The sequence below is a fragment of the Micromonospora sp. WMMC250 genome (assembly GCF_027460215.1).
Taxonomy (GTDB): domain Bacteria; phylum Actinomycetota; class Actinomycetes; order Mycobacteriales; family Micromonosporaceae; genus Micromonospora; species Micromonospora taraxaci.
Genome location: NZ_JAPZBJ010000002.1, coordinates 5,988,810 through 6,009,573 on the forward strand (window position 1 = coordinate 5,988,810; position 20,764 = coordinate 6,009,573).

At 72.6% G+C, this 20,764-nt stretch carries 24 protein-coding genes; 13 read left to right on the forward strand and 11 right to left on the reverse strand.

The annotated features are described in order from the left end of the window. Positions 1–98 precede the first annotated feature (98 nt). A complete protein-coding gene (locus tag O3438_RS27150; RefSeq protein WP_088950039.1) occupies positions 99–347 on the forward strand; it encodes a hypothetical protein in 249 nt (82 codons plus the stop codon). Between the two features lie 62 nt (positions 348–409). Here the strand turns inward: O3438_RS27150 and O3438_RS27155 are convergent, their stop codons facing one another. After that, a complete protein-coding gene (locus O3438_RS27155) occupies positions 410–1,741 on the reverse strand; it encodes an ABC transporter substrate-binding protein (RefSeq protein WP_269682477.1) in 1,332 nt (443 codons plus the stop codon). 139 nt (positions 1,742–1,880) lie between these two features. Here O3438_RS27155 and O3438_RS27160 point away from each other — a divergent pair, with 139 nt between their 5' ends. Beyond that, positions 1,881–2,714: a phosphoribosylaminoimidazolesuccinocarboxamide synthase gene (locus O3438_RS27160; RefSeq protein WP_269682478.1), complete on the forward strand. Its 834-nt coding sequence runs from the start codon at positions 1,881–1,883 to the stop codon at positions 2,712–2,714. Positions 2,715–2,729: 15 nt separating this feature from the next. Here the strand turns inward: O3438_RS27160 and glpK are convergent, their stop codons facing one another. Then, positions 2,730–4,214, reverse strand: coding sequence for a glycerol kinase GlpK (gene glpK / locus O3438_RS27165; protein ID WP_269682479.1), 1,485 nt, complete (start codon positions 4,212–4,214; stop codon positions 2,730–2,732). 102 nt (positions 4,215–4,316) lie between these two features. Here glpK and O3438_RS27170 point away from each other — a divergent pair, with 102 nt between their 5' ends. Further along, positions 4,317–5,255, forward strand: coding sequence for a ribose-phosphate diphosphokinase (locus O3438_RS27170; protein WP_088987773.1), 939 nt, complete (start codon positions 4,317–4,319; stop codon positions 5,253–5,255). Between the two features lie 29 nt (positions 5,256–5,284). On the opposite strand, the gene O3438_RS27175 is transcribed toward O3438_RS27170, so the two are convergent. Then, positions 5,285–5,740 (reverse strand): ATP-binding protein, encoded by a 456-nt coding sequence (locus tag O3438_RS27175; RefSeq protein ID WP_269682480.1) that lies wholly within the window; start codon positions 5,738–5,740, stop codon positions 5,285–5,287. A 120-nt stretch (positions 5,741–5,860) separates the two neighbouring features. Here O3438_RS27175 and macS point away from each other — a divergent pair, with 120 nt between their 5' ends. Together macS and O3438_RS27185 are read left to right on the forward strand one after the other, a co-directional pair. Further along, entirely contained in the window at positions 5,861–7,000 is a 1,140-nt protein-coding gene (macS, locus tag O3438_RS27180) for a MacS family sensor histidine kinase (protein WP_269682481.1), read from the forward strand. Between the two features lie 14 nt (positions 7,001–7,014). Continuing rightward, on the forward strand, positions 7,015–7,668 hold the full coding sequence (locus O3438_RS27185; protein ID WP_269683764.1) for a response regulator: 654 nt from the start codon (positions 7,015–7,017) through the stop codon (positions 7,666–7,668). A gap of 21 nt (positions 7,669–7,689) precedes the next feature. Here the strand turns inward: O3438_RS27185 and O3438_RS27190 are convergent, their stop codons facing one another. The 3 genes from O3438_RS27190 to O3438_RS27200 all read right to left on the reverse strand — a co-directional run bounded on the left by O3438_RS27190 (position 7,690) and on the right by O3438_RS27200 (position 10,210). Then, positions 7,690–8,262, reverse strand: coding sequence for a DUF5709 domain-containing protein (locus O3438_RS27190; RefSeq protein WP_088987777.1), 573 nt, complete (start codon positions 8,260–8,262; stop codon positions 7,690–7,692). Between the two features lie 89 nt (positions 8,263–8,351). Beyond that, a complete protein-coding gene (locus tag O3438_RS27195; RefSeq protein ID WP_269682482.1) occupies positions 8,352–9,212 on the reverse strand; it encodes an ATP-binding protein in 861 nt (286 codons plus the stop codon). After that, positions 9,212–10,210, reverse strand: coding sequence for an SDR family oxidoreductase (locus tag O3438_RS27200; protein ID WP_269682483.1), 999 nt, complete (start codon positions 10,208–10,210; stop codon positions 9,212–9,214). Before O3438_RS27200 ends, O3438_RS27195 begins: the two co-directional genes overlap by 1 nt. Positions 10,211–10,434: 224 nt before the next feature. On the opposite strand from O3438_RS27200, the gene O3438_RS27205 reads away from it, so the two are divergent. Then, complete coding sequence (locus O3438_RS27205; RefSeq protein WP_269682484.1) at positions 10,435–11,634, forward strand: glycosyltransferase; 1,200 nt, start codon at positions 10,435–10,437, stop codon at positions 11,632–11,634. A 237-nt stretch (positions 11,635–11,871) separates the two neighbouring features. On the opposite strand, the gene O3438_RS27210 is transcribed toward O3438_RS27205, so the two are convergent. The 4 genes from O3438_RS27210 to aroA form a co-directional block, all read right to left on the reverse strand. Next, positions 11,872–12,726: a hypothetical protein gene (locus O3438_RS27210; RefSeq protein WP_269683765.1), complete on the reverse strand. Its 855-nt coding sequence runs from the start codon at positions 12,724–12,726 to the stop codon at positions 11,872–11,874. A gap of 59 nt (positions 12,727–12,785) precedes the next feature. Continuing rightward, entirely contained in the window at positions 12,786–13,604 is an 819-nt protein-coding gene (gene hisN / locus O3438_RS27215; protein ID WP_269682485.1) for a histidinol-phosphatase, read from the reverse strand. 28 nt (positions 13,605–13,632) lie between these two features. Then, the gene (rsgA, locus tag O3438_RS27220; RefSeq protein ID WP_269683766.1) at positions 13,633–14,643 is read right to left on the reverse strand and encodes a ribosome small subunit-dependent GTPase A; all 1,011 of its coding nucleotides are present in this window, start codon (positions 14,641–14,643) and stop codon (positions 13,633–13,635) included. 154 nt (positions 14,644–14,797) lie between these two features. After that, a complete protein-coding gene (gene aroA / locus O3438_RS27225) occupies positions 14,798–16,096 on the reverse strand; it encodes a 3-phosphoshikimate 1-carboxyvinyltransferase (protein ID WP_269682486.1) in 1,299 nt (432 codons plus the stop codon). 102 nt (positions 16,097–16,198) lie between these two features. On the opposite strand from aroA, the gene O3438_RS27230 reads away from it, so the two are divergent. The 5 genes from O3438_RS27230 to rsrA all read left to right on the forward strand — a co-directional run bounded on the left by O3438_RS27230 (position 16,199) and on the right by rsrA (position 19,616). Continuing rightward, positions 16,199–16,909 (forward strand): SOS response-associated peptidase, encoded by a 711-nt coding sequence (locus O3438_RS27230; protein ID WP_269682487.1) that lies wholly within the window; start codon positions 16,199–16,201, stop codon positions 16,907–16,909. A gap of 196 nt (positions 16,910–17,105) precedes the next feature. Beyond that, on the forward strand, positions 17,106–17,498 hold the full coding sequence (locus O3438_RS27235) for a WhiB family transcriptional regulator (protein WP_088987786.1): 393 nt from the start codon (positions 17,106–17,108) through the stop codon (positions 17,496–17,498). A gap of 52 nt (positions 17,499–17,550) precedes the next feature. Next, the gene (locus O3438_RS27240; protein ID WP_269682488.1) at positions 17,551–18,168 is read left to right on the forward strand and encodes an alpha/beta hydrolase family protein; all 618 of its coding nucleotides are present in this window, start codon (positions 17,551–17,553) and stop codon (positions 18,166–18,168) included. A 331-nt stretch (positions 18,169–18,499) separates the two neighbouring features. Next, on the forward strand, positions 18,500–19,327 hold the full coding sequence (locus O3438_RS27245) for a sigma-70 family RNA polymerase sigma factor (protein ID WP_269682489.1): 828 nt from the start codon (positions 18,500–18,502) through the stop codon (positions 19,325–19,327). Between the two features lies 1 nt (position 19,328). Next, positions 19,329–19,616: a mycothiol system anti-sigma-R factor gene (gene rsrA, locus O3438_RS27250; RefSeq protein ID WP_030336658.1), complete on the forward strand. Its 288-nt coding sequence runs from the start codon at positions 19,329–19,331 to the stop codon at positions 19,614–19,616. Between the two features lie 122 nt (positions 19,617–19,738). On the opposite strand, the gene O3438_RS34360 is transcribed toward rsrA, so the two are convergent. Continuing rightward, the gene (locus tag O3438_RS34360) at positions 19,739–19,813 is read right to left on the reverse strand and encodes a 50S ribosomal protein bL37 (protein WP_369814844.1); all 75 of its coding nucleotides are present in this window, start codon (positions 19,811–19,813) and stop codon (positions 19,739–19,741) included. Between the two features lie 226 nt (positions 19,814–20,039). Between O3438_RS34360 and O3438_RS27255 the strand changes: the two genes are divergently transcribed. Both O3438_RS27255 and O3438_RS27260 read left to right on the forward strand, forming a co-directional pair. Continuing rightward, on the forward strand, positions 20,040–20,255 hold the full coding sequence (locus O3438_RS27255) for a biotin/lipoyl-binding carrier protein (protein WP_145779113.1): 216 nt from the start codon (positions 20,040–20,042) through the stop codon (positions 20,253–20,255). Next, positions 20,252–20,761 carry a GNAT family N-acetyltransferase gene (locus tag O3438_RS27260; protein ID WP_269682490.1) on the forward strand — a complete coding sequence of 170 codons (510 nt, stop codon included), beginning with the start codon at positions 20,252–20,254 and terminating at the stop codon, positions 20,759–20,761. The genes O3438_RS27255 and O3438_RS27260 overlap by 4 nt, the downstream gene beginning before the upstream one ends. The last annotated feature ends 3 nt before the right edge of the window (positions 20,762–20,764 follow it).

A 20,764-nucleotide genomic window follows, 5' to 3' on the forward strand; every position in this document is an offset into this window, starting at 1 on the left:
GTTGCCGGGGCGTTGCGGAGACGTTGCCCGCGATCTCGGTCCCGTGATTCGGCGTGGACCGACGTGCCGAGGTTGCGCCCTTCGGCGAGGATGGGCACATGTCTTCATTCGGTAAGTGGTGGGGCCGGCTCAGCGCGGTCCTCGGTGGGGCCGTGCTGGCGGTCTTCGTGCCCGTCGCGGCCTGGGCGTCCACGGGCACCGGCGAGCTGGTGGTGGAGGCCGCCAGGCGGCGGGGTCGCAGCGGCTTCGGCATCCTCCCGCTGCTCTGCTGCCTGGTGGTGGTGGCGATCGTCGTGTTCCTGGTGCTGCGTCTCATGCGCAACCGCCGGGGCGGTCCGCCCCGCTGATCCACCCGCCACGGGCGACGCCACGTTCCGGGCGGCCGGCCTCGGGGGCCGGCCGCCGGTGCTCACACCGCGAGCGCCGCGATGGCCCCGGACAGGAAACGCGCGGTGGCCTCCCGGGTGCCGTCCCGCCTGACGCGGATGCGCTCGGCGGCGGTGACCAGCAGGGTCCGCACCTTGGCGTGCCCCTGGGGCGGCGGCGCCGGCGCCGGCCCGAGCAGGTCGGCGATGCTGGCGCCGAACGCGGCGGCGCGTCGCTGAGCCGGGTTCGTGATGCTGCCCTCGGCGTAGCTGCGGACGGCGAGGCTGGCGTTCAGCCCGCGCTCGTGGCCCAGAACGGTGCCGGCCTCGCCGTTCGTGGTCAGGAAATTGATCACGTCGACGACGGCGTCCGGGTGGCGGGTGCCGCGGAACGCGGCCCAGTACATCGACGCCCGCGCCCACTGTGCGCCCGGCGCCCCCGGTAGGCCGGTCAGGCCCAGCTCGGCGTCGGTGAGTCGCTGAAGCTCCGGCAGCTGATGGGACCAGGCGAAGGACGCGGCGGTCAGCCCGGTGACCACCGGTTGCCGACCCGGCTCCGCGCTGTCCGCCTGCTCGACCAACGCCCCGCCCGGGGTGGCCCGTCCGGCGCGGGCCCGCTGCCACAGCTCGAACCACGCGATCAGTTCGTCCGCGCCGAAACCGATCTGGTTGCCCCGGTAGAACTCACCGCCCTGCGATCGCAGCCAGAGCCAGAGCGCCCGGTAGTCGCCCGACGCGTCCATCGTGCCGGCCACCTGGCCGTCGCTGGCGTCGGTGACCTGCTCCGCCCAGGAGAAGTACTCGGCCCAGGTCATCCCGCCGCGTGGCTCCGGCACCTTCAGATCCCGCAGCAGGTCCCGGTTGAAGACCACGCCCACGTGGGTCTGCCCGCTGGCCACCGCCATCGTGCGCCCCTCGACAGTGCCGTACCGGATCAGCCCCTCCGGCAGACCCCGCAGGTCGAGGTGGTTGTCGGCGACCCGGTCGCTGAGATCGAGGATGATCCGGCGTTGGGCGTACTCGGTCAGCATCGCGTCGTCGATCTGGATCAGGTCGGGTACGTTCCCACCCGCCGCCTGGGTGGCCAGGCGGTCGTAGTAGCCCTCGGAGCCCTGCCAGGTGACCCGGAAGGTGACCCGAGGGTTGCGATCCGAGTAGAGCCGCAGCACCTTCTCGGTGAGCTCGGCCCGCTTGGCGGTGCCCCACCAGAAGACCGACAGCTCGACTGGCCCCGTCTCGGTCGAGGTGGTGGCGCCGTCGCTGCATCCGGCGAGCCCACCTGACGCGAGCAGGGGAGCGCCGAGCAGCGCGCCGAGCAGTCGGCGTCGGCCCGGGTCGGCGCCGAGGCGATCGATCGGGGGTCGTACAACGGGCACGGGGGTCTCCTGGACCTGCGAGGGCAGCGGTCGGACCATTCACGCAGGCAGCGCACGAGGGTGTCAACGTCCGTCCGGTCACCCCCACGCGCTGGTGGTCGAATCAGGCTGACCGACGCCGCATGGTGTACTAGGGCGCGTGGAACTTCTGCACTCGGGCAAGGTCCGAGACGTCTACGCCGACGGCGACGACCTGATCCTGGTGGCCTCGGACCGGATCTCGATCTACGACGTGGCGTTGCCGACGCCGATCCCGGACAAGGGTCGCCTGCTCACCGCCCTCTCGCTCTGGTGGTTCGAGCAGCTCGCCGACCTGGTGCCGAACCACGTCATCTCGGCCACCGACGTGCCCGCCGAGTTCGCCGGGCGGGCGATCCGCTGCCAGCGGCTGGACATGGTCCCGGTCGAGTGCGTCGCCCGCGGCTACCTCACCGGCGGCGGGCTGCGGGAGTACGAGCAGACCGGCGCCGTCTCCGGCGTACGCCTGCCGCGCGGGCTCGCCGAGGCGTCGATCCTGCCCGAGCCGATCTTCACGCCGTCGAGCAAGGCGCCGGCGGGGGAGCACGACGAGCCGATCACGTACGACGACGTGGTGGCGAAGGTGGGCGAGGCCACCGCCGAGCGACTGCGGCAGATCACCCTCGACATCTACCGGCGCGGCGCCGAGCTGGCCGCCGACCGGGGGGTCCTGATCGCCGACACCAAGATCGAGCTGGGCTGGGCGCCGGACGGCACCCTGGTCCTCGCCGACGAGTTGCTCACCTCCGACTCGTCGCGGTTCTGGCCAGCCGAGTCGTACCAGCCGGGCCGGGTGCAGTTCTCCTACGACAAGCAGTACGTGCGGGACTGGGCCACCGGCAGCGGCTGGGACAAGCAGCCCCCGGCCCCGGACGTGCCGGACGAGGTGGTCGAGGCGACCCGGGCCCGCTACGTCGACGTCTACGAGAAGCTCACCGGCAACCGCTGGGAGTGACCCCCGGGCCGGGGATCACTCCACCCAGTCCAGGGTGCGCCGCACGGCCTTCCGCCACTGGCCGAGTTCCCGCTCACGCAGTTCCGGCGTCATTGTCGACTCCCACTGCGCGTCGGAGCGCCACTGTGCCCGCAGGGTGGCCAGGTCCGGCCAGAAGCCGACCGCCAGACCAGCCGCGTACGCGGCGCCCAGGCAGGTGGTCTCGGTGATCCGGGACCGGACCACCGGCACGTCCAGGACATCGGCGAGGAACTGCATGAGCAGCCCGTTGGCGGTCATGCCACCGTCCACCCGCAGCCGGCGCAGCGCCACGTCGGAGTCGGCGTCCATCGCGTCGACCACCTCGCGGGTCTGCCAGGCCGACGCCTCCAGCGCGGCCCGCGCCAGGTGCCCCTTGGTGATGTAGCCGGTCAGGCCGGCGATCACGCCACGGGCGTCGCTGCGCCAGTGCGGGGCGAACAGCCCGGAGAACGCCGGCACCACGTAGCAGCCGCCGTTGTCGTCGACGGTGCGCGCCAACTCCTCCACCTCGGCGGCGGTGGAGATCAACCCGAGGTTGTCCCGCAGCCACTGCACCAGCGAGCCGGTGACGGCGATCGCGCCCTCCAGGGCGTACGCCGGGGGTTGGTCCTTGATCCGGTAGGCGACAGTGGTGAGCAGGCCGTGCGTCGACGGGACCGGGGTGGCGCCGGTGTTGAGCAGCAGGAAGCTGCCGGTGCCGTAGGTGCACTTCGCCTCGCCCGGCTGGAAGCAGGTCTGCCCGAACAGGGCGGCCTGCTGGTCGCCGAGCGCGCTGGCCACCGGCACCCCGGCGAGTACGCCGGTGGCGTGGCCGTACACCTCGGCGGAGCAGCGGATCTCGGGCAGCATCGCCGCTGGAACGCCCATCGCATCCAAAAGGTCCGGGGCCCAGTCGAGGGTGGTGAGGTCCATCAGCATCGTCCGGCTGGCGTTCGTCACGTCGGTGACGTGCTCGCCGGTCAACTTCCAGATCAGCCAGCTGTCCATGGTGCCGAAGAGGACCTCGCCGCGCTCGGCGCGCTCGCGCAGACCGTCGACCTCGTCCAGCAGCCACCGCAGCTTCGGCCCGGCGAAGTAGGTCGCCAGCGGCAGGCCGGTGCGAGTCCGGAACCGCTCCTCGCCGTACGCCGAGGCCAGCTCGCGCAGCAGCGGCCCGGTGCGGGTGTCCTGCCAGACGATGGCGTTGGCCACCGGGCGACCGGTGGACCGGTCCCAGACGACAGTGGTCTCCCGCTGGTTGGTGATGCCGATCGCCGCCAGGCCGGCCGCGTCGGTGCCGGCGGCCCGCAGCGCCTCGGAGACGACCTGCTGGACGTTGTCCCAAATCTCCTCGGCGTCGTGCTCCACCCAGCCGGGCCGGGGAAAGATCTGCCGGTGTTCGCGCTGCGCGACGGCGACGATCTCCCCGGCATGGTCGAAGACGATGCACCGGGAGGAGGTGGTGCCCTGGTCGATGGCGGCGACGTACTGGGGGGTCACCGCAGCACCGTACCCGGACCGAGGGTGTGGTGCGAGCTGCGTCACTTCCAGTTGTGGCCCACCGCCGTCCGCCGCCCTCCTCGTCCCCTACGATGTGCGAACGTGCGCGACATCGCCGTTTTCAGTGGAACTGCCCATCCCGACCTGGCTGCCGAGATCTGCGCCCACCTGGGGGTGCCGCTGCATCCGGTGCGGGTCTCCCGGTTCGCGAACGACTGCCTGGAAGTGCAACTGCAGGCCAACTGCCGCGAGCGGGACGTCTTCCTGATCCAGCCGCTGGTGCCGCCGGTGCAGGAGAACCTGGTCGAGTTGCTGCTGATGATCGACGCGGCGCGGGGTGCCTCCGCCGGCCGGATCACAGTGGTGCTGCCGCACTACGCGTACGCCCGCTCGGACAAGAAGGACGCGCCGCGGATCTCGATCGGCGCCCGGCTGGTCGCCGACCTGCTCACGTCGGCCGGGGCGGACCGGGTGCTCGCGATGACGCTGCACTCGCCGCAGGTGCACGGCTTCTTCAGTGTCCCAGTGGATCACCTGCACGCGCTGCGTGAGCTGGCCACCCACTTCCAGCGCTACGACCTGAGCAACACCGTGGTGGTCTCACCCGACCTGGGCAACGCCAAGGAGGCCGCGGCCTTCGCCCGGCTGCTCGGCACGCCGGTCGCGGCCGGGGCGAAGCAACGGTTCAGCGACGACCTGGTCAAGATCAGCGCGGTGATCGGCGAGGTGACCGACCGGGATGTCATCGTGCTGGACGACGAGATCGCCAAGGGCAGCACTGTGGTCGAGCTGATGGAGCACCTGCGTGGCCTGAAGGTCCGGTCGATCCGGCTCGCCTGCACGCACGGCCTCTTCTCCGACGACGCCCTGCGGCGGCTCAGCGAGCAGGACGGCGTCCTGGAGATCGTCTGCACCAACACGGTGCCCATCCCGGCCGCCAAGCGGGTGCCGGAGTTACAGGTCCTGTCCGTAGCGCCCGCCCTGGCCGAGGCCATGCGTCGGATCCACAACGGCGAGTCCGTCTCCGCGCTCTTCGGCTGAGCCGCGCCACGCGGCACCCTCGCGGGCGGTCAGTACGTGGTGCGGTCGGGGCTGACGAGACCGGTGCTGACACGGACGGTGGTGCCGGCGGTGCTGGTGACCACCTCCATGACGTCGGTCAGCTCGCGGGCCAGCCAGAGACCCCAGCCGCCGGCGGTGTCCGCGGCCGGCCGACTGCGGTCGCCCAGCCGCTGCGGGCTGATCCCGTGCCCGTGGTCGGACACCTCGCAGATCAGCGCGTCGGCCTCGTGCCAGAGCCGCAACCATCCGCGTCCGCCACCGTGCCGGACCGCGTTGGTGATCAACTCGTTGATCGCGAGCACGAAATCGTCCAGCCGTTGACCGGTGAGACCGCAGGCATGCGCGCAGGAGGTGACCGAGTGTCGAATCTCGGTCACCTGGGCCTGGTTGAAGGCGTCGGCGATCAGGAGGGCAGGTTCGATGGGCACAACCGTACGCGGTGCGTGTGGATCTGCGTTGGTCATGGGCCCGTCCCGGCGGCGGATCTCGGAGTACTTCGCGGCTTTTCCACCGTACGTCAGGGTTTCCCGAACCGCACTCGCTGCTTGCCATGCGGCCGGCCGGGGTATGGCATCCTGACCGCCATGCCGTCGCCGCCAGGTGAATTCGAGGTGCCGCTGTGGCGTGCGCTCACGGTGTTCCGGGTGGCGTCCCTGGCGTACGTCTGCGTGCTCGCGGTGCGCGACGTCGACCGGTACGACCACCCGTACGCCGTCGGCGCCCTGGTCCTGATGATGGCGGGCTGGACGGCGGCGACCGCGATCGGGTACGCCCGGCCGGCCTGGCGGCGCTGGCCACTGTTGCTGGCCGACCTCGCAGTGGTGCTGGCCGTCGTGCTGGCCACCCCGTGGGTGGTCGGTCGGGCGGCGCTCGCCGGCGGCGTACCCACCATGGGGGTCGCCTGGATGGCCGGCCCGGTGCTGGCCTGGGCGGTCTCCGGCGGGCGGCGGCGGGGCACGATCGCCGCGCTGCTGGTGGCTGGCGCGGACCTGGCCACCCGGGAGCGGATCGGCCAGTCCTCGTTCACCGGGGTGATCCTGATGCTGCTCGCCGGAGTGGTGGTGGGGCACGTGGCCCGGCTCGCGGTGGGCGCCGAGGAGCGGCTGCAACGCGCCGTGGAGTTGGAGGCTGCCACCCGGGAGCGGGAGAGGCTGGCCCGGGGCATCCACGACTCGGTGCTCCAGGTGCTGGCGCTGGTGCAGCGGCGAGGCGCCGACCTGCCCGGCGAGGCCGGCGAGCTGGCCCGGCTGGCGGGTGAGCAGGAGGCCGCGTTGCGGGCGCTGATCGCCGGCACCGACCCGACCGCCGCCGCGCTCCCGGACGGCGTCGAGGCGGCGGCGGTGGACCTGCGGACCCTGCTCGGTCGGTACGCCTCGACGGCGGTGGCCCTCTCCGCACCGGCCACCCCGGTGCCGCTGCCCCGTCGGGTGGCCGGTGAGCTGGCCGCCGCGACCGGCGCGGCCCTGGACAACGTGGGGCGGCACGCCGGCGGGAGAGCCTGGGTGTTGATCGAGGACGAGGGGGCGACGGTGACAGTGTCGATCCGCGACGAGGGGCCGGGCATCCCGGCCGGCCGACTGGCCGAGGCCGCCGCGCAGGGCCGCCTCGGCGTGACCCAGTCGATCCAGGGTCGGGTGGCCGACGTGGGCGGGACGGTACGGATCATGTCCGTTCCCGATGCCGGCACCGAGATCGAGTTGACGGTGCCGAGGGCGCAGCGGTGACCCCGACGAGGGTGATGGTGGTCGATGACCATCCGATGTGGCGGGAAGGCGTCGCCCGTGACCTCACCGAGGCGGGCTTCCTGGTGGTGGCGACGAGCGGCGAGGGGCGGCAGGCCGTCCGGGTGGCCGCCGCCGCCCGGCCCGACGTCGTCGTCCTCGACCTCCAACTGCCGGACATCTCCGGCGTCGAGGTGATCATGGGGCTGCGCGCGGCAGTGCCCGAGGTGCGGGTGTTGATGCTCAGCGCCAGTGGCGAACAGCAGAGCGTGCTGGACGCCGTCAAGGCGGGGGCCACCGGCTACCTGGTGAAGTCGACAGCGCCCGCCGAGTTCCTCGAAGCGGTCCGCCGCACCGCGGCCGGCGACACTGTCTTCACCCCCGGCCTGGCCGGGCTCGTCCTCGGCGAGTACCGCCGGCTGGCCGCCGGCCCGGGTCAGGCGGCCGACCCGAGCGGCGGCGCGGAGCCCGCCACGCCCCGGCTCACCGACCGGGAGACGGAGGTGCTGCGGTTGGTGGCGAAGGGGTTGTCGTACAAGCAGATCGCACAGCGGCTCGGGTTGTCGCACCGCACCGTGCAGAACCACGTGCAGAACACCCTGGGCAAGCTGCAACTGCACAACCGGGTCGAGCTGACCCGTTACGCCATCGAACGCGGCCTGGACGACTGACCGCTCACGACGGACGGCGTCTCAGACCGAGCGCGGCGGCTCCGTCTCGTGGATGGCCAACTCCTCGGCGGTCGCCCCGCCACCGGCCGAGCCCGCGTCGTACGCCACCGAGTCGGTCTCCTGGTCGGTGTGCGACCCCTCGTCCGGCTCCACCAGCCGTCCCACCGTGGCGTCGGCGACCGTGCCGAGCTGACCGTGGTCGTAGAGGGAGACCGGTGAGTTCGGGTCCGAGGTCGGCCCGGGATCCATCACGTCGGCGTCCAACTGCGCCTCCGCCGCGGCCTCCAGGTTGTCCGCCTCGAAGGCGATCTTCGGGTCGATCGTCCCGGCCAACGGGTCGTCCGCCGGACGCTCGTAGACCTCTCGTCCGAGCTTGTAGTCCAGTGACTCCCCGTCGAGCTGCTCCTCGGCGGTCGTCCCGAACCGGTCCACCGCCACCGGTGTCCGGTCGCCGGGCAACTGGGCCGGGTCCGGGCCGTCCGCCTCGCGCCCGGTGAGCACGTCGTCGTTGGCGGTCGAGTCGTCATCTGCGGTGTCGGGCAGGCCTTGCGCCTCGGTGTCGGACACGGGGGTCGGGTACTCGTTGTCGCGCATGTCTGATCACTACCCGCTGCCCTCCCGCCGTAACCGGAGCACGGCAGGCCGTGCGGTGGGGAAACCGGCACCCGGGACGGAACGTCCCGTCAGTCGCGGTCGGCGACCTCGTCGTCCGGGTGCAGAACGCACCAGACGACCTTGCCGTCCCCTGCGGGGCTGCTGCCCCAGCGGCGGGCGACCGTGTCGATCAGCAGCAGGCCCCGGCCACCGACCCGGTCCGGCGGGGACAGGCCCGCGAACGTCGGCAGGTGCGACGAGTGGTCGCGGACGGCCAGGTGCAGGCTGCTGTCCCGGGGCGCGAGCCGCACCGTCATCGGGGTCCGGGCGTGCGCCACTACGTTGTTGACCATCTCGGTGATCGCGATGCACGCCGGGTCGATCAACATCGGCACGCCCCAGCGTCGGCAACCGGCGGTGACCAGCTCGCGGGCCTGCCGGGCAGCTCCCACCGCAGGGGCCAGGTCGGCGGTGAGCACCGCCGCCAGTGGCGTCGCCGCGACCGCTGCCAGGGCGCCGTCCACCGTCGGCCAGGCCGGCACCCCGGCCACCGTCGCGGACCCGGCCACCGGTGTCGGCGCGGCCGGTTCTCCGGCCGGTGCGGCCGGCAGCGCCGCCTCCGTGCGGTCGGGCCGACCGACCGCCGGATCACACAGCAGCAGATCCGCTGCCGGCCAGTCGGCGACCTCCCGGCGAACCTCGGCGAAGACGCCCCGCCCGGTCGGATCGACCACCCGCAGCCCGGTCACGTCGGCCACCACCGGACCGGGCCGGTCGACGAGCCGGGAGAGCAGCGCCAGACGTACCGCCTCGGCTCCGGCTTCGTCGAGCACACCTGTCAGCCGGACCACCGCCGACGACTCGTCAACCTCCACGCGGCAGTTCGCCGTGATCGCCGCACGGGGCGCGCCGGTCGCCGCTCGCGCGTTCGGACGCTCGGTCGCGGTCATCAGCGCACCGACCGCGATCGACGGTTGATCGCCGCCATCGTGCCGACCGCCGTCCCGGCCGCGGCGAGGCCGAACGCCGCGGTCATCCGCACCAGCTGACGCCGTCGGCCCTGCCAGCCGCCGTCCCGGCGGGCGCCGGCGTCGGCGTGGAACACGTTGCCGGTGCTGTCCACCCGGGCCCCCGGCCCGAACTGGGTGCGGTGGGCGTACCAGCCGAGGGTGCGCTCCACCAGCGCCGGTGCCACTCGCCACTGGAGGCCGAGCAGCCGGGCCGCGCCACCGGCGTACGCCTCCCGGCGCGGTCGACGGAGCAGCCGGACGATGGTCTCGGCGACCACCTCCGGCGGGTAGATCGGAGGAGGTGGCACCAGTTCGCGGCCGGTGTGGTTGGCCGCGTGCCGGAAGAACGGGGTGTCGATGGTGGCCGGCAGCACTGTGCAGACCGAGATCTGACCACGACCGGTGACCCGCAACTCCTGCCGGACCGTGTCGGCCAACCCGCGGATGCCGTGCTTGGTGGCGTTGTACGCCGACTGGTACGGCATCGCCACCTCGGCCAACACCGAGGCGTTGTTGACCAGCACGCCTCCGCCGGCCGCCTCCAGGTAGGGCAGCGCGGCCTTGATGCCGTGCACCGTCCCGAGCAGGTTGACCTCCAGCACCCGGCGGAACTCGGCGACCGGGATCTCGTCGAACAGTCCGACCGCGCTCACCGCGGCGTTGTTCACCCAGGCGTCGATCCGGCCGAACTCGGCCGCCGCCCGATCGGCCAACCGTCGCACCGACTCCAGATCGGTCACGTCGGTCGGTACGACCAGCGCCCGGCCGCCCAACTCCCAGCACTGGTGTGCGACCTGTCGCAGGGCCGGCTCGCTGCGCGCGGCCAGGACGACGGCGGCACCCCGGCGGGCCAACGCGTACGCGGTCGCCGTGCCGATCCCGCTGGACGCGCCGGTGATCACCACGGTCGAATCGTCGAGGGTGCGGGTCAGCGGCATTCCTGGGCGGTACCCCCGCCCGGGCCTGGTCATACCAACAAGCAGTTGTCGATCATCGTCAAACTGTCACTGGGGTGCCACTTGTGCTTGCTGTGGCGCAAGTGTCGGCGGCACTCGTCGCGACTCTTCCTGATCTGCCAGGTTTCGGCTCCGGGTACGGGGGTTAATGGGACGCTCTGACCGGGAGGACCACCGCCGAGGAAAAGATCGCAGGGAGGTGACCCATGCGCGTCGGCCTCGTCTGCGCGCACGCCAGCTCGTACCGCCACGCCGACGGCCCACCGGTCGGCACCCGCCAGCACATAGCTCGGGTCGCCGCCGAGTTGGCCGAACGGGGCCACGACGTCCGGCTCTACGACCGCACTGACGATCCAGGACTGCCGGCGACGGTCGACGTCGACGGCTATCAGGTACACCGGGTGCCGGCGGGCCCGCCCACCCCCCTCTCCACCGCCGAACTGATCCCCCACGTGACGGAGTTCGGCCGTTGGTTGACCGACGAGTGGTCCGGCGCCTGGCGACCCGAGGTGGTGCACGGGCACTACTGGGTCGGTGGCCTGGCCGCCGCGCACGCCGTCCGGGAGACCGACATCCCGGTGGTGCAGACGTTCCACTCGCTCGGCGTCGAACAACTCCGACACCTGGGCGGCCACTACGACGGGCCCGGGGAGCGGATCACCCTGGAACGGGCCCTGACCCGGGCCGTCGACATCGCCGTCGCCCAGTCGAACGACGAGGTCGACGAGCTGACCCGGATGGGTCTGCAACGCAGCTCCGTCGCGTTGGTGCCGGCCGGTGTCGACATCGAGCAGTTCCACCCCGACGGCGAGGCGGCACCCCGCGAACAACGGGCCCGCATCCTCTCGGTGGGCTCACTCTCGGCCGGGCACGGCCAGGAGGACCTGATCCGGGCGATGCGGCTGGTCGGCGACGCCGAACTGGTGATCGCCGGTGGGCCGCCGACCGACCAACTCGCCAACCACGCCGAGGCGCGACGGCTGCGTGAGCTCGCCGAGCAGGTGGGCGTCGCCGACCAGGTGCGGCTCGTCGGTGCGGTGCCGCACGACCAGATGGCCACCTGGTACAGGTCGGCGGACGTGGTCGCCTGCACGCCGCACTACTCGTCGGCCGGGCGGGTTTCGTTGGAGGCGATGGCCTGCGGCGTACCGGTGATCGGCTACGCCATGGGCGGCCTGGCCGACGCCGTCGTCGACGAGGTCACCGGCCGGCTGGTGCCCCCCGGCGACGTGCGCGCACTCGGTATCTCGCTGCGTCGGCTGCTCGCCGACAACGCCGGCCGGTTCGCCTACGGGCACGCCGCTGTGGACCGGGTCCGCAGCAGCTACACGTGGGAGCGGACCGCCGGTGCGTTGGAGCGTCTCTACGAGCGGGTGGTGAGCCGCCGCAAGCCGGTCGAGGCCTAGGACGCCGGGGCCGGACACCGACGCCGCGACGCCCGCGCTGCCCGCGCGTTCGTCGTCACGATCCGCGCAACATCGGGGATGTTGCTGTTTCCCGCGAGCCGGAGGCAGCACCATCGCCGATGTTGCGAGGATCTTGGGCGCGGGGCGCGGGGCGCGGGGCGCGGGGCGCGGGGCGCGGGGGCGCGGGGCGCGGGGGCGCGGGCGGCGCCTACACCTGCGGTCGCTCGCCGGGCCGGATCAGCCGGAGCGGGTGGCGACGACCATGGCCCGGTCCCGGCCGCGTGTCACCGAGCGGTGCTGCTGCGGCTCCGCGTACCGGGTCAGCCCGATTACCGCGGTCAGGGTGACCAGGAAGCCGGCCGCCGCCAGCCACTCCCGGCCCGGCCAGATCTTGTCGTTGAGCAGCAGCAGGCCGACGATAGCGGCCGGCACCGCGCCGGCGGCGTCCATAGCGGCGACCGCCGCGGTCGTCGAGCCGCGCTGCATGGCCAGGCCGAGCAGCAGTTGACCGACGATCGAGTGGACGATCAGCAGGTAGAACAGCGGGTCGGTGAGGAACGCCTCGGCCGACGGCGCGGATGCCAGCGGCCGGGCGGCGACCGCAGCCGAGCTGAACGCCAGACCGGCCAGCGAGCCGAGGGCCACCGAACCCGGCGCCCCGTGCAGCCGGACGGCGAAGACACCGAGCACCGCGATGACGCCGAGAGCCACCAGCAGGGCGATCGAGCCAGCCGTGCCGAGCTGCCGCGACGGCGCCGGACGGGCGGACAGCACCAACGCGGTGATCCCGGCGAAGAGCAGCGCGAGCAGCACCACCTCCGCGGCCGGCAGTCGCCACTTCAGCACCAGCACGCCGAGGATCGCGGTCACCCCGAGCCCGGCCGCCACGCTGGCCTGCACCAGGAACAGCGGGAGATCCCGCCGGGCCAGGAAGGCGAACACGAAGCCGGCGATCTGACAGCCCAGGCCGACCAGGTAGGTCCGGTGCCCGGCGAGGCGCAGCAGCAGGCCCGGATCGAACGTGTGGTGGACGGTGGTGCGGGCCGCGGCCACCGACTGGAGGAGGTTGGCGAAGCCGTACGCGACGATCATCGTCGCGAGGAAGCACCAACCGGAGGAGACCACCTGGCGAGGATAGAGGTTGCCGGGTGTCAGCGCTCGGCTGGTCGATCGAGCCGGGCGAGGATGTCGGCGTGCAGCACACCGTTGGTGGCCACCACACTGCTGTCGGTGCCGGGGTCGCCGGCCGGAGCCGGTCGACCATCCAGATCCGTCACCGTGCCACCCGCCTCGGTGATGATCGGCACCAATGCCGCCACGTCCCACAGCGACAACTCCGGCTCGACCATCACGTCCAGTGCTCCCTCGGCCAGCAGCATGTAGCCGTAGAAGTCGCCGTACGCCCGGCTGCGCCAACCGTCGCGCAGCAGGTCGAGCATCGCGTCGAGCAGCCCGGCGCGTTCCCACCCGGTCAGGGAGGAGTAGCAGACGCTGGCGTCGGCCACCGCGCGTACCGCCGACACCCCGATCCGTTCACCGTCGGTCGCGCCCGATCCGGCGTACGCGCCCGCGCCGGCACTCGCCCACCAGCGCCGCCCCAGCGCCGGCGCGGACACCACGCCGACCGCCGGCCGGTCGCCGTCGTAGAGCGCGATCAGGGTGGCCCAGACCGGCACACCGCGGACGAAGTTCTTGGTGCCGTCGATCGGGTCGATGATCCAACGGCGGCCGGCCGGGTCGGTGGACGGCCCGGCGCCGTACTCCTCACCCAGCAACCCGTCCGTCGGCCGGTGCTCGGTCAGCAGGGCGCGGATCTCCCGCTCCACCGCGGTGTCCGCGTCGGAGACCGGTGTCAGGTCGGGCTTCGCCTCGACGCGCAGGTCGAGTGCCCGGAACCGGGCCGTGGAGATGGCGTCGGCCCGGTCGGCGAGCTGGTGGGCGAGGGCGAGGTCGTCGGCGTACCCGGTCATCCCGGCAACCTAGCCGACGCCCGCCGGCTCACTCGTCGGGCCCGCGCCGGTCACCCTCGCCCGGCCCGCGCTGGTCGCTCTCACCGCGCGCGTCGCCCTCGCCGGCGCGGGAGGCCAGCAGCCGGCGGTACGACGCCAGCCGGCGTGGGTCGGCCTTGCCGGAGGCCACCCAGGCGTCGAGTGCGCAGTCGGTCTCGTCCGCCGTGTGCTGGCAGTTGGGCGGGCAGTCGACGGTGCCTTCGACCAGGTCGGGGAAGCCGTGCAGCAGGCTGTCGGCGGACACGTGGGCCAACCCGAAGCTGCGGATGCCGGGGGTGTCGATGATCCAGCCCGGGTCGGTGTCCACCCCGGGCACCGGTGGCAGTCGCAGGGCCACCGCGCTGGTGGAGGTGTGCCGACCTCGGCCGATCGCACTCACCACGCCGACCGCGCGGGCGGCGTCCGGGACGAGGCGGTTGACCAGCGTCGACTTGCCCACGCCGGAGTGCCCGACCAGCACCGACACCTTGCCGCTCAGCAGCGCACGGAGCGCGTCGAGGTCGGAGTCCGGGCGGTTCAGCACGTACGGCAGATCCAACTCGGTGTAGTAGCCGAGCACCTCCTCCGGCCCGGCCAGGTCCGCCTTGGTGAGGCAGAGCAGCGGCTCGACGTCCGCGTCGTACGCGGCCACCAGGCAGCGGTCGATGAACCCGGTACGCGGCGGCGGGTCGGCCAACGCGCTGACGATCACCAACTGGTCGGCGTTGGCCACCACCACCCGCTCCAACCGGCCCTCGGCGGTGGTCTCGTCGTCGTCGGCGGTGCGGCGCAGCACCGAGCGGCGGTCGGCGATCCGGACGATGCGGGCCAGGGCGCCCTCCGCGCCGGACGTGTCACCGACCAGGCTGACCCGGTCGCCCACCACCACCGACTTGCGGCCCAGCTCGCGGGCGCGCATCGCGGTCACCGTCGGCAGTTCGGCCCCGACCACGCCGCGTTCGGCGCCGGACAGCACGCAGGTGTAGCGCCCTCGGTCGACGGCGATGACGAAGCCGTCCAGGGCGTCGGAGTGCCGAGGTCGGGTGCGCGTACGTGGACGCGACGACTTTCCGGGCCGAACCCGTACGTCGTCCTCGTCGTACTCCCGCCGTTTGGTCGCCAGGACCTGTCCTCTTCTCGCGTCAGCTCTCAGCGAGCGTCCAGATACCCGACGCTCACTTTCCGGTCACCATCGCTGACCATAGTGCCGGGAACTCGGGCATCGTTTTAGAGGTGCACCCCACGTCGTCCAGCTCGATGCCGGGAACGGCGAGCCCGGTGACCGCGGCGGCGTGCGCCATGCGGTGGTCCTGGTAGGTGCGGAAGGTCCCACCGCGCAGGGGGCGGGGCCGGACCTCCAACCCGTCCGGGGTCTCGGTGATGTCCGCCCCGAGCCCGCTGAACTCCCGCGCCAGCGCGGCGAGCCGGTCGGTCTCGTGGCCGCGGATGTGCCCGACGCCGGTGAAGACCGACGGCGAGTCGGCCAGCATGGCCAGCGCGGTCAGCACCAGGGTCAGCTCGCCGACGTCGGACAGGTCGGCGGTCAGGCCGTGCACCACGCCGGTGCCCCGCACGGTCAGCCCGTCGGTCGACAGGGTGACCTCGCCGCCCATCCGTTGCAGCAGCGAGCGGAGCTGCTCGACCGGTTGTGCGCTGCTGTGCGGCCAGCCCTGGAGGGTAACCTCACCGCCGGTGACCAGGGCGGCGGCGAAGAACGGCACCGCGCCGGAGAGGTCCGGCTCGATCTCCCAGGCGCGCCCGGTGAGCGGGCCGGGCTCGACGGCCCAGACGTCGGGGGTGCTGTCGTCGACCGCCGCGCCGGCGGCCCGCAGCATCTGCACGGTCATCCGCAGGTGCGGCGCGGACGGCACCGGCGGGCCCTCGTGGCGCACCACGACACCCCTGTCGAAGCGCGGGGCGGCCAACAGCAACCCGGAGACCAGCTGGCTGGAGGCGGACGCGTCGATCACCACCTCGCCGCCGGTGATCCGGCCGGTGCCGAGCACGGTCAGCGGCAGACTGCCGGTGCCGGTGACGTCGATCCGGACGCCGAGCGAGCGCAGCGCGGCGATCAGCGGGCCGAGGGGACGGGTGCGGACGTAGGGGTCGCCGTCGAAGGTGACCTGCCCGTCGGCCAGGCCCGCCACCGGCGGCACGAACCGCATCACGGTGCCGGCCAGCCCCACGTCGACGTGGGCGGGGCCGACCAGCGGGTGCGGCCGGACCAGCCAGCGTTCGTCGTCGCTGATCGACACGTGCGCGCCCATGCCGCGCAGGCCGGCGGCCATCAACTCGGTGTCGCGGGCGCGTAGTGGCCGGGCCAGCGTCGACGGGCCGGCGGCCAGCGCGCTGAGCACCAGGGCGCGCGCGGTCATCGACTTGGAACCGGGCAGGCGCAGCGTCGCCGTCACCGGGTCGGACGCGGTCGGTGCGGTCCACGGCTGCGACGGCCGGGTCGCGGTTAGATTCCCCACGGTTACATTCTGCCGTGTCCGCTGCTGGGCGGCGGGGGCCGGCGGTCGTACTCCCGGTTGGCGGGACAGCCGGCAGGGCCTCCGACGCGTTAGCGTGTGCCCATGTGCGGCAGGTACGCGACGACCCGGAGCTCCGGCGAGCTCAGCGCGCTGTTCGAGTCGTCCGACGACACCGACGGCCTGCTCCGACCGGACCACAACGTCGCGCCGACCGATCGGGTGCCGCTGGTCCGGGTCAGCCCGGAGGGGCATCGCAGTCTCTGCGTGGGCCGCTGGGGTCTGCTGCCGCACTGGTCCCGGTCCGCCGCCGGCGCCGCCCGCATGATCAACGCGCGGGCGGAGACGGTGGCCACCAGCCGGGCGTACGCCGGGTCGTTCGCTCGCCGCCGCTGCCTCGTCCCGGCCGACGGCTGGTACGAGTGGGTCCGTCGGCCGGACGGCGGGCGGCAGCCCTACTACATGACGCCCACCGACGGGTCGGTGCTCGCCCTGGCCGGCATCTGGTCGCTCTGGGAGTCCGGTGCCGACTCCCGGCTCACCTTCAGCGTGCTGACCACCGCGGCGCTCGGCGACCTGGCCGGGGTGCACGACCGGATGCCGGTGCTGCTGCCACCCGGGTCCTGGTCGTCGTGGCTGACGCCGACCGACGAGCCCGAGCGGTTGCTCGTCCCGGCGTCGGTCGAGCAGTTGGCGGGTTTGGAGATCCGACCGGTGGGGCCGGCGGTGGGCGACGTCCGTAACGACGGCCCGCACCTGATCGACCGGGTGACGCTCGCGCCGGCGGTGGCGCCGCAGGAGTTGACGCTGTTCTGAGGCGACAGCACATCGTCGGGCACCGATTTGACAGCATTACGCGCGATTCGTCTCCCGAGTGTTCAGTCATGTTCCCGGCATACCCTTGTCCCGGTGTTACGAAGTGCGATAGAACACAGCGCCGGTAGTGGCTGTCGATTCGCACGGGGCGGACGACGTCCACCGATCTTGCCGGTCCCACGGGGGAGGTGGGTGGATGACACGGGCGCGTATGCCCCGGCCGCACGAGGTGGCAGCGGCGCGGCGAGATCCGCGACTGCTGCGGGCATTGCGGGAACGACGACAAGACGACGCGTGGCGCACCAGAGGCACCTGTCAGAGCGTCGACCCGGAGACATTCTTTCCGGCGCCGAACGAGCCGGCGGATGCTGCCGTCGCGCTGTGCCGCAGTTGTGATGTGCAGGGGTCCTGCCTGGCCTGGGCCCTGGACGTCGGTGACTGCCATGGCGTCTGGGGGGCGACCACGCCCCGCGAACGGCGGGCGATGCTGGTGGCCTGGCGGGGCGAGGTCGAACCTGACCCGGACGCCGTCGACGACGCCGGTCCGCCGGTGCGGGACCGACTACTCACTCTGGTGCCGCTCAGCTGACCAGCGGCCCGGTCCACCACCGGGCGTCCAGCACGCGGCGCAGAATGGGCCGGTGCCAACCAGCGACCAGATAGACACCCCGCGCGGCCCAGCGGGGATCACCACCGACCTGCCGACCCGCCCGGCGACCGCGCTGCTCGTGCTCGGTCACGGGGCGGGCGGCAGCGTCGACGCACCCGACCTGCTCGCGGTCCGGGACGCGTCGGTCGCGGCCGGCCTGGTGGTCGTCCGGGTGACCCAGCCCTACCGGGTCGCCGGTCGACGTGCGCCCGCACCTGCGGGTCATCTCGACGAGGCCTGGACGGCGGTGCTCGCCGTGCTGCGCGACCGGCACGTCGACGCACCGACGGTGCTGGTCGGAGGTCGTTCCAGCGGTGCCCGGGTGGCCTGTCGGACGGCGCGTGCGGTGGGCGCGGCCGGCGTGGTCGCGTTGGCCTTTCCGCTGCACCCGCCCGGACGGCCGGAGCGTTCCCGCGCCACCGAACTGGCCACCGGCCTGCCGACGCTCGTCGTCAACGGCGACCGGGACCCGTTCGGTACGCCGGAGCCGGCGCAGGGCGTGCGGGTGGTGAGCCGTCCGGGGGAGACGCACGACCTGCGGCGCGATCCGGTGGGCACGGCGACCGTCGTGCGGGACTGGCTGCGAGCCCAGGGCTGGGCGGCCGACTGATCGGCTCAGCCCGGCGGCCGTTCCGGTGCCGGGCTGCGCTGCTGTGCCCGGCGACCGGCGTCCCGGGCTGCGCTGCTGTGCCCGGCGACCGGCGTCCCGGGCTGCGCGGCTGTGCCCGACGACCGTTTCCGGTGCCGGGCAAGGGTCGTTGCATCGGATGGTGCCACCGGGCCGGTTCGAGCCGGAGGCGCCAGTCCTCCCAGGCCCTTCCTGGTCCCAGCGCCGGCCGCCGTCGGGGCCGGGACCAGGAACGGGGAGGCCCGGACGGAATGCCCCAGTGGTCATCTCGCGTTACAAACCCCGGACGACTTTTCTGCGAGGGGGGTGACCGGTGCCGACCGAGACACGGAGCCTGAAACGGGACGAGCGGGACGCCCGGCAGCTGAAGCGGCTGCTGGATGGTCCGGAGTGGCCTGCGACGGCGGGACCGGGCGGGGTTGGTGTGGTGAGCACGGGCACACCAGCCGGAAGTGAATCTGCGGGCAGGTCCGTACGCGTATCCTCGGCGGGAAAGCATCCGACGCGAGGGGATGTGCGGTTGACCACCGAGAAGACGGACGAGCGCAGGGCCCGATTCGAGCGGGACGCGATGCCATTCGTCGATCAGCTCTACGCTGCTGGGCTGCGGATGACACGCAACCCGGCGGATGCCGAGGACCTGGTCCAGGAGACGTACCTGAAGGCGTACGCGGCCTTCCACCAGTTCGAGCAGGGCACGAACCTGAAGGCCTGGCTGTACCGGATCCTGACCAACACCTACATCAACTCCTACCGCAAGCGGCAGCGCCAACCGATCCAGGCGCCGACCGAGGAGATCACCGACTGGCAGCTCGCCGAGGCCGAGTCGCACACCTCCAGCGGGTTGCGCTCGGCGGAGACCGAGGCACTGGACCGGCTTCCGGACAGCGACGTGAAGGAGGCCCTCCAGCAGTTGCCGGAGGAGTTCCGCCTGGCCGTCTACCTGACCGATGTCGAGGGCTTCTCGTACAAGGAGGTCGCGGACATCATGGGCACGCCGATCGGCACCGTGATGTCGCGTCTGCACCGGGGCCGTCGTAATCTGCGCAAGCTGCTTGAGCGCTACGCCGGGGAGCGGGGCTTCAGTGCCGCCCGCTCGTCCAAGGGCTCCAGCACCGCCGCTGCCGGCCAGGAGGTGTGACGTGAGCTGTGGGGAGCCGCACGAGACAGACTGCCGCGAGGTGCTCGCGGAGGTCTACCTCTACCTGGATCTGGAGTGCGCCGACGAGCGTCGTTCGCTGATCCGGCACCACCTCGACGAATGCGGGCCCTGCCTGCGCGAGTACGGGCTGGAGCAGGAGGTGCGGGCGCTGGTGGCGCGTTGCTGCGGCAACGAGACCGCGCCGGACGAGCTGCGCGAACGGCTTCGGGTCAAGCTCACCGAGTTGGTGGTCTTCGAGACCAGTGATTCCCGCGAGCTGGCCGACTGAGCGCCAGCACATCTGACTGACCAACACCGGTGGCCCGGGTCGACGTGGACCCGGGCCACCGGTGTGCCCGGCGTCCGCCGGGTGGGGCTGATCGGTGACGGGCCGCGGGCCCGTCGACTCGGTCAGGAGTTGGGACGCTTGCCGTGGTTCGCGGCGCTCTTCTTACGGGCCTTCTTCTTCCGGGACTTCTTCGCCATGCTGACCTCCTCGTGATGGGTCGGATCCGTCCTGCGCACGACCTCGGAGCGGGTGCACCCACCGGCCGTCCGGCGTCGGGTCCGACCCGCTGATGGTAGTGCTGTCGACAGCCGCCACCTTCCCCAGGGCGGATGTGCCATCCGGCTGTGCCGCTGTGCGCTCACCGCCGTCCGGCGCATGATTGGATACGACGGCAGGCACATCGCGAAGAGGGAGGGCCCGGACATGGCCGAGGAGATCCGCGCCGAGATGGTGGCGAACGTCTGGAAGGTCGTCGCCACGGCTGGTGACACGGTGGCCGAGGGCGACACCCTGGTGATCCTCGAGTCGATGAAGATGGAGATCCCGGTCATCGCCGAGTCCGAGGGTGTGATCCAGCAGCTCGCCGTGCACGAGGGCGACGTCGTGCAGGACGGCGACCTGATCGCGGTGATTGCTTGACCGGGCTGCGGGTCCGTCCTGCCGAGCAGGCCGACTTCCCGGCGGTGGCCCGGCTGACGGTGGCCGCGTACGAGGCGGACGGTCAGCTCAAGGGCGAGCACGGGTACGGCGCGGTGCTGGCCGACGTGTCGACCCGGGCCGCCAGTGGCGAGGTGCTGGTGGCTGTGGACGAGGCGACCGACGCGGTGCTCGGCTCGGTGACCTTCGTGCTGCCGGGCACCCGCTTCGCGGAGCTGTCCGGGCCGGGTGAGGCGGAGTTCCGGATGCTCGCGGTCGACCCGGGCGCCCAGGGGCGGGGCGTGGGTGCCGCGCTGGCGCAGGCGTGCGTCGCGCGCGCGACCGAGTTGGGCTGCGTGGCGGTGGTGATCTGCGTCCGGGCCGGCATGGCCCAGTCGGCGCACCGGCTCTATTCGCGGCTCGGTTTCGCCCGTGCGCCGGAGAAGGACTGGTCGCCGGCGCCGGGGGTGGACCTGCTCGGTCTGCGGCTGGATCTCACGCGCGGCTGACCG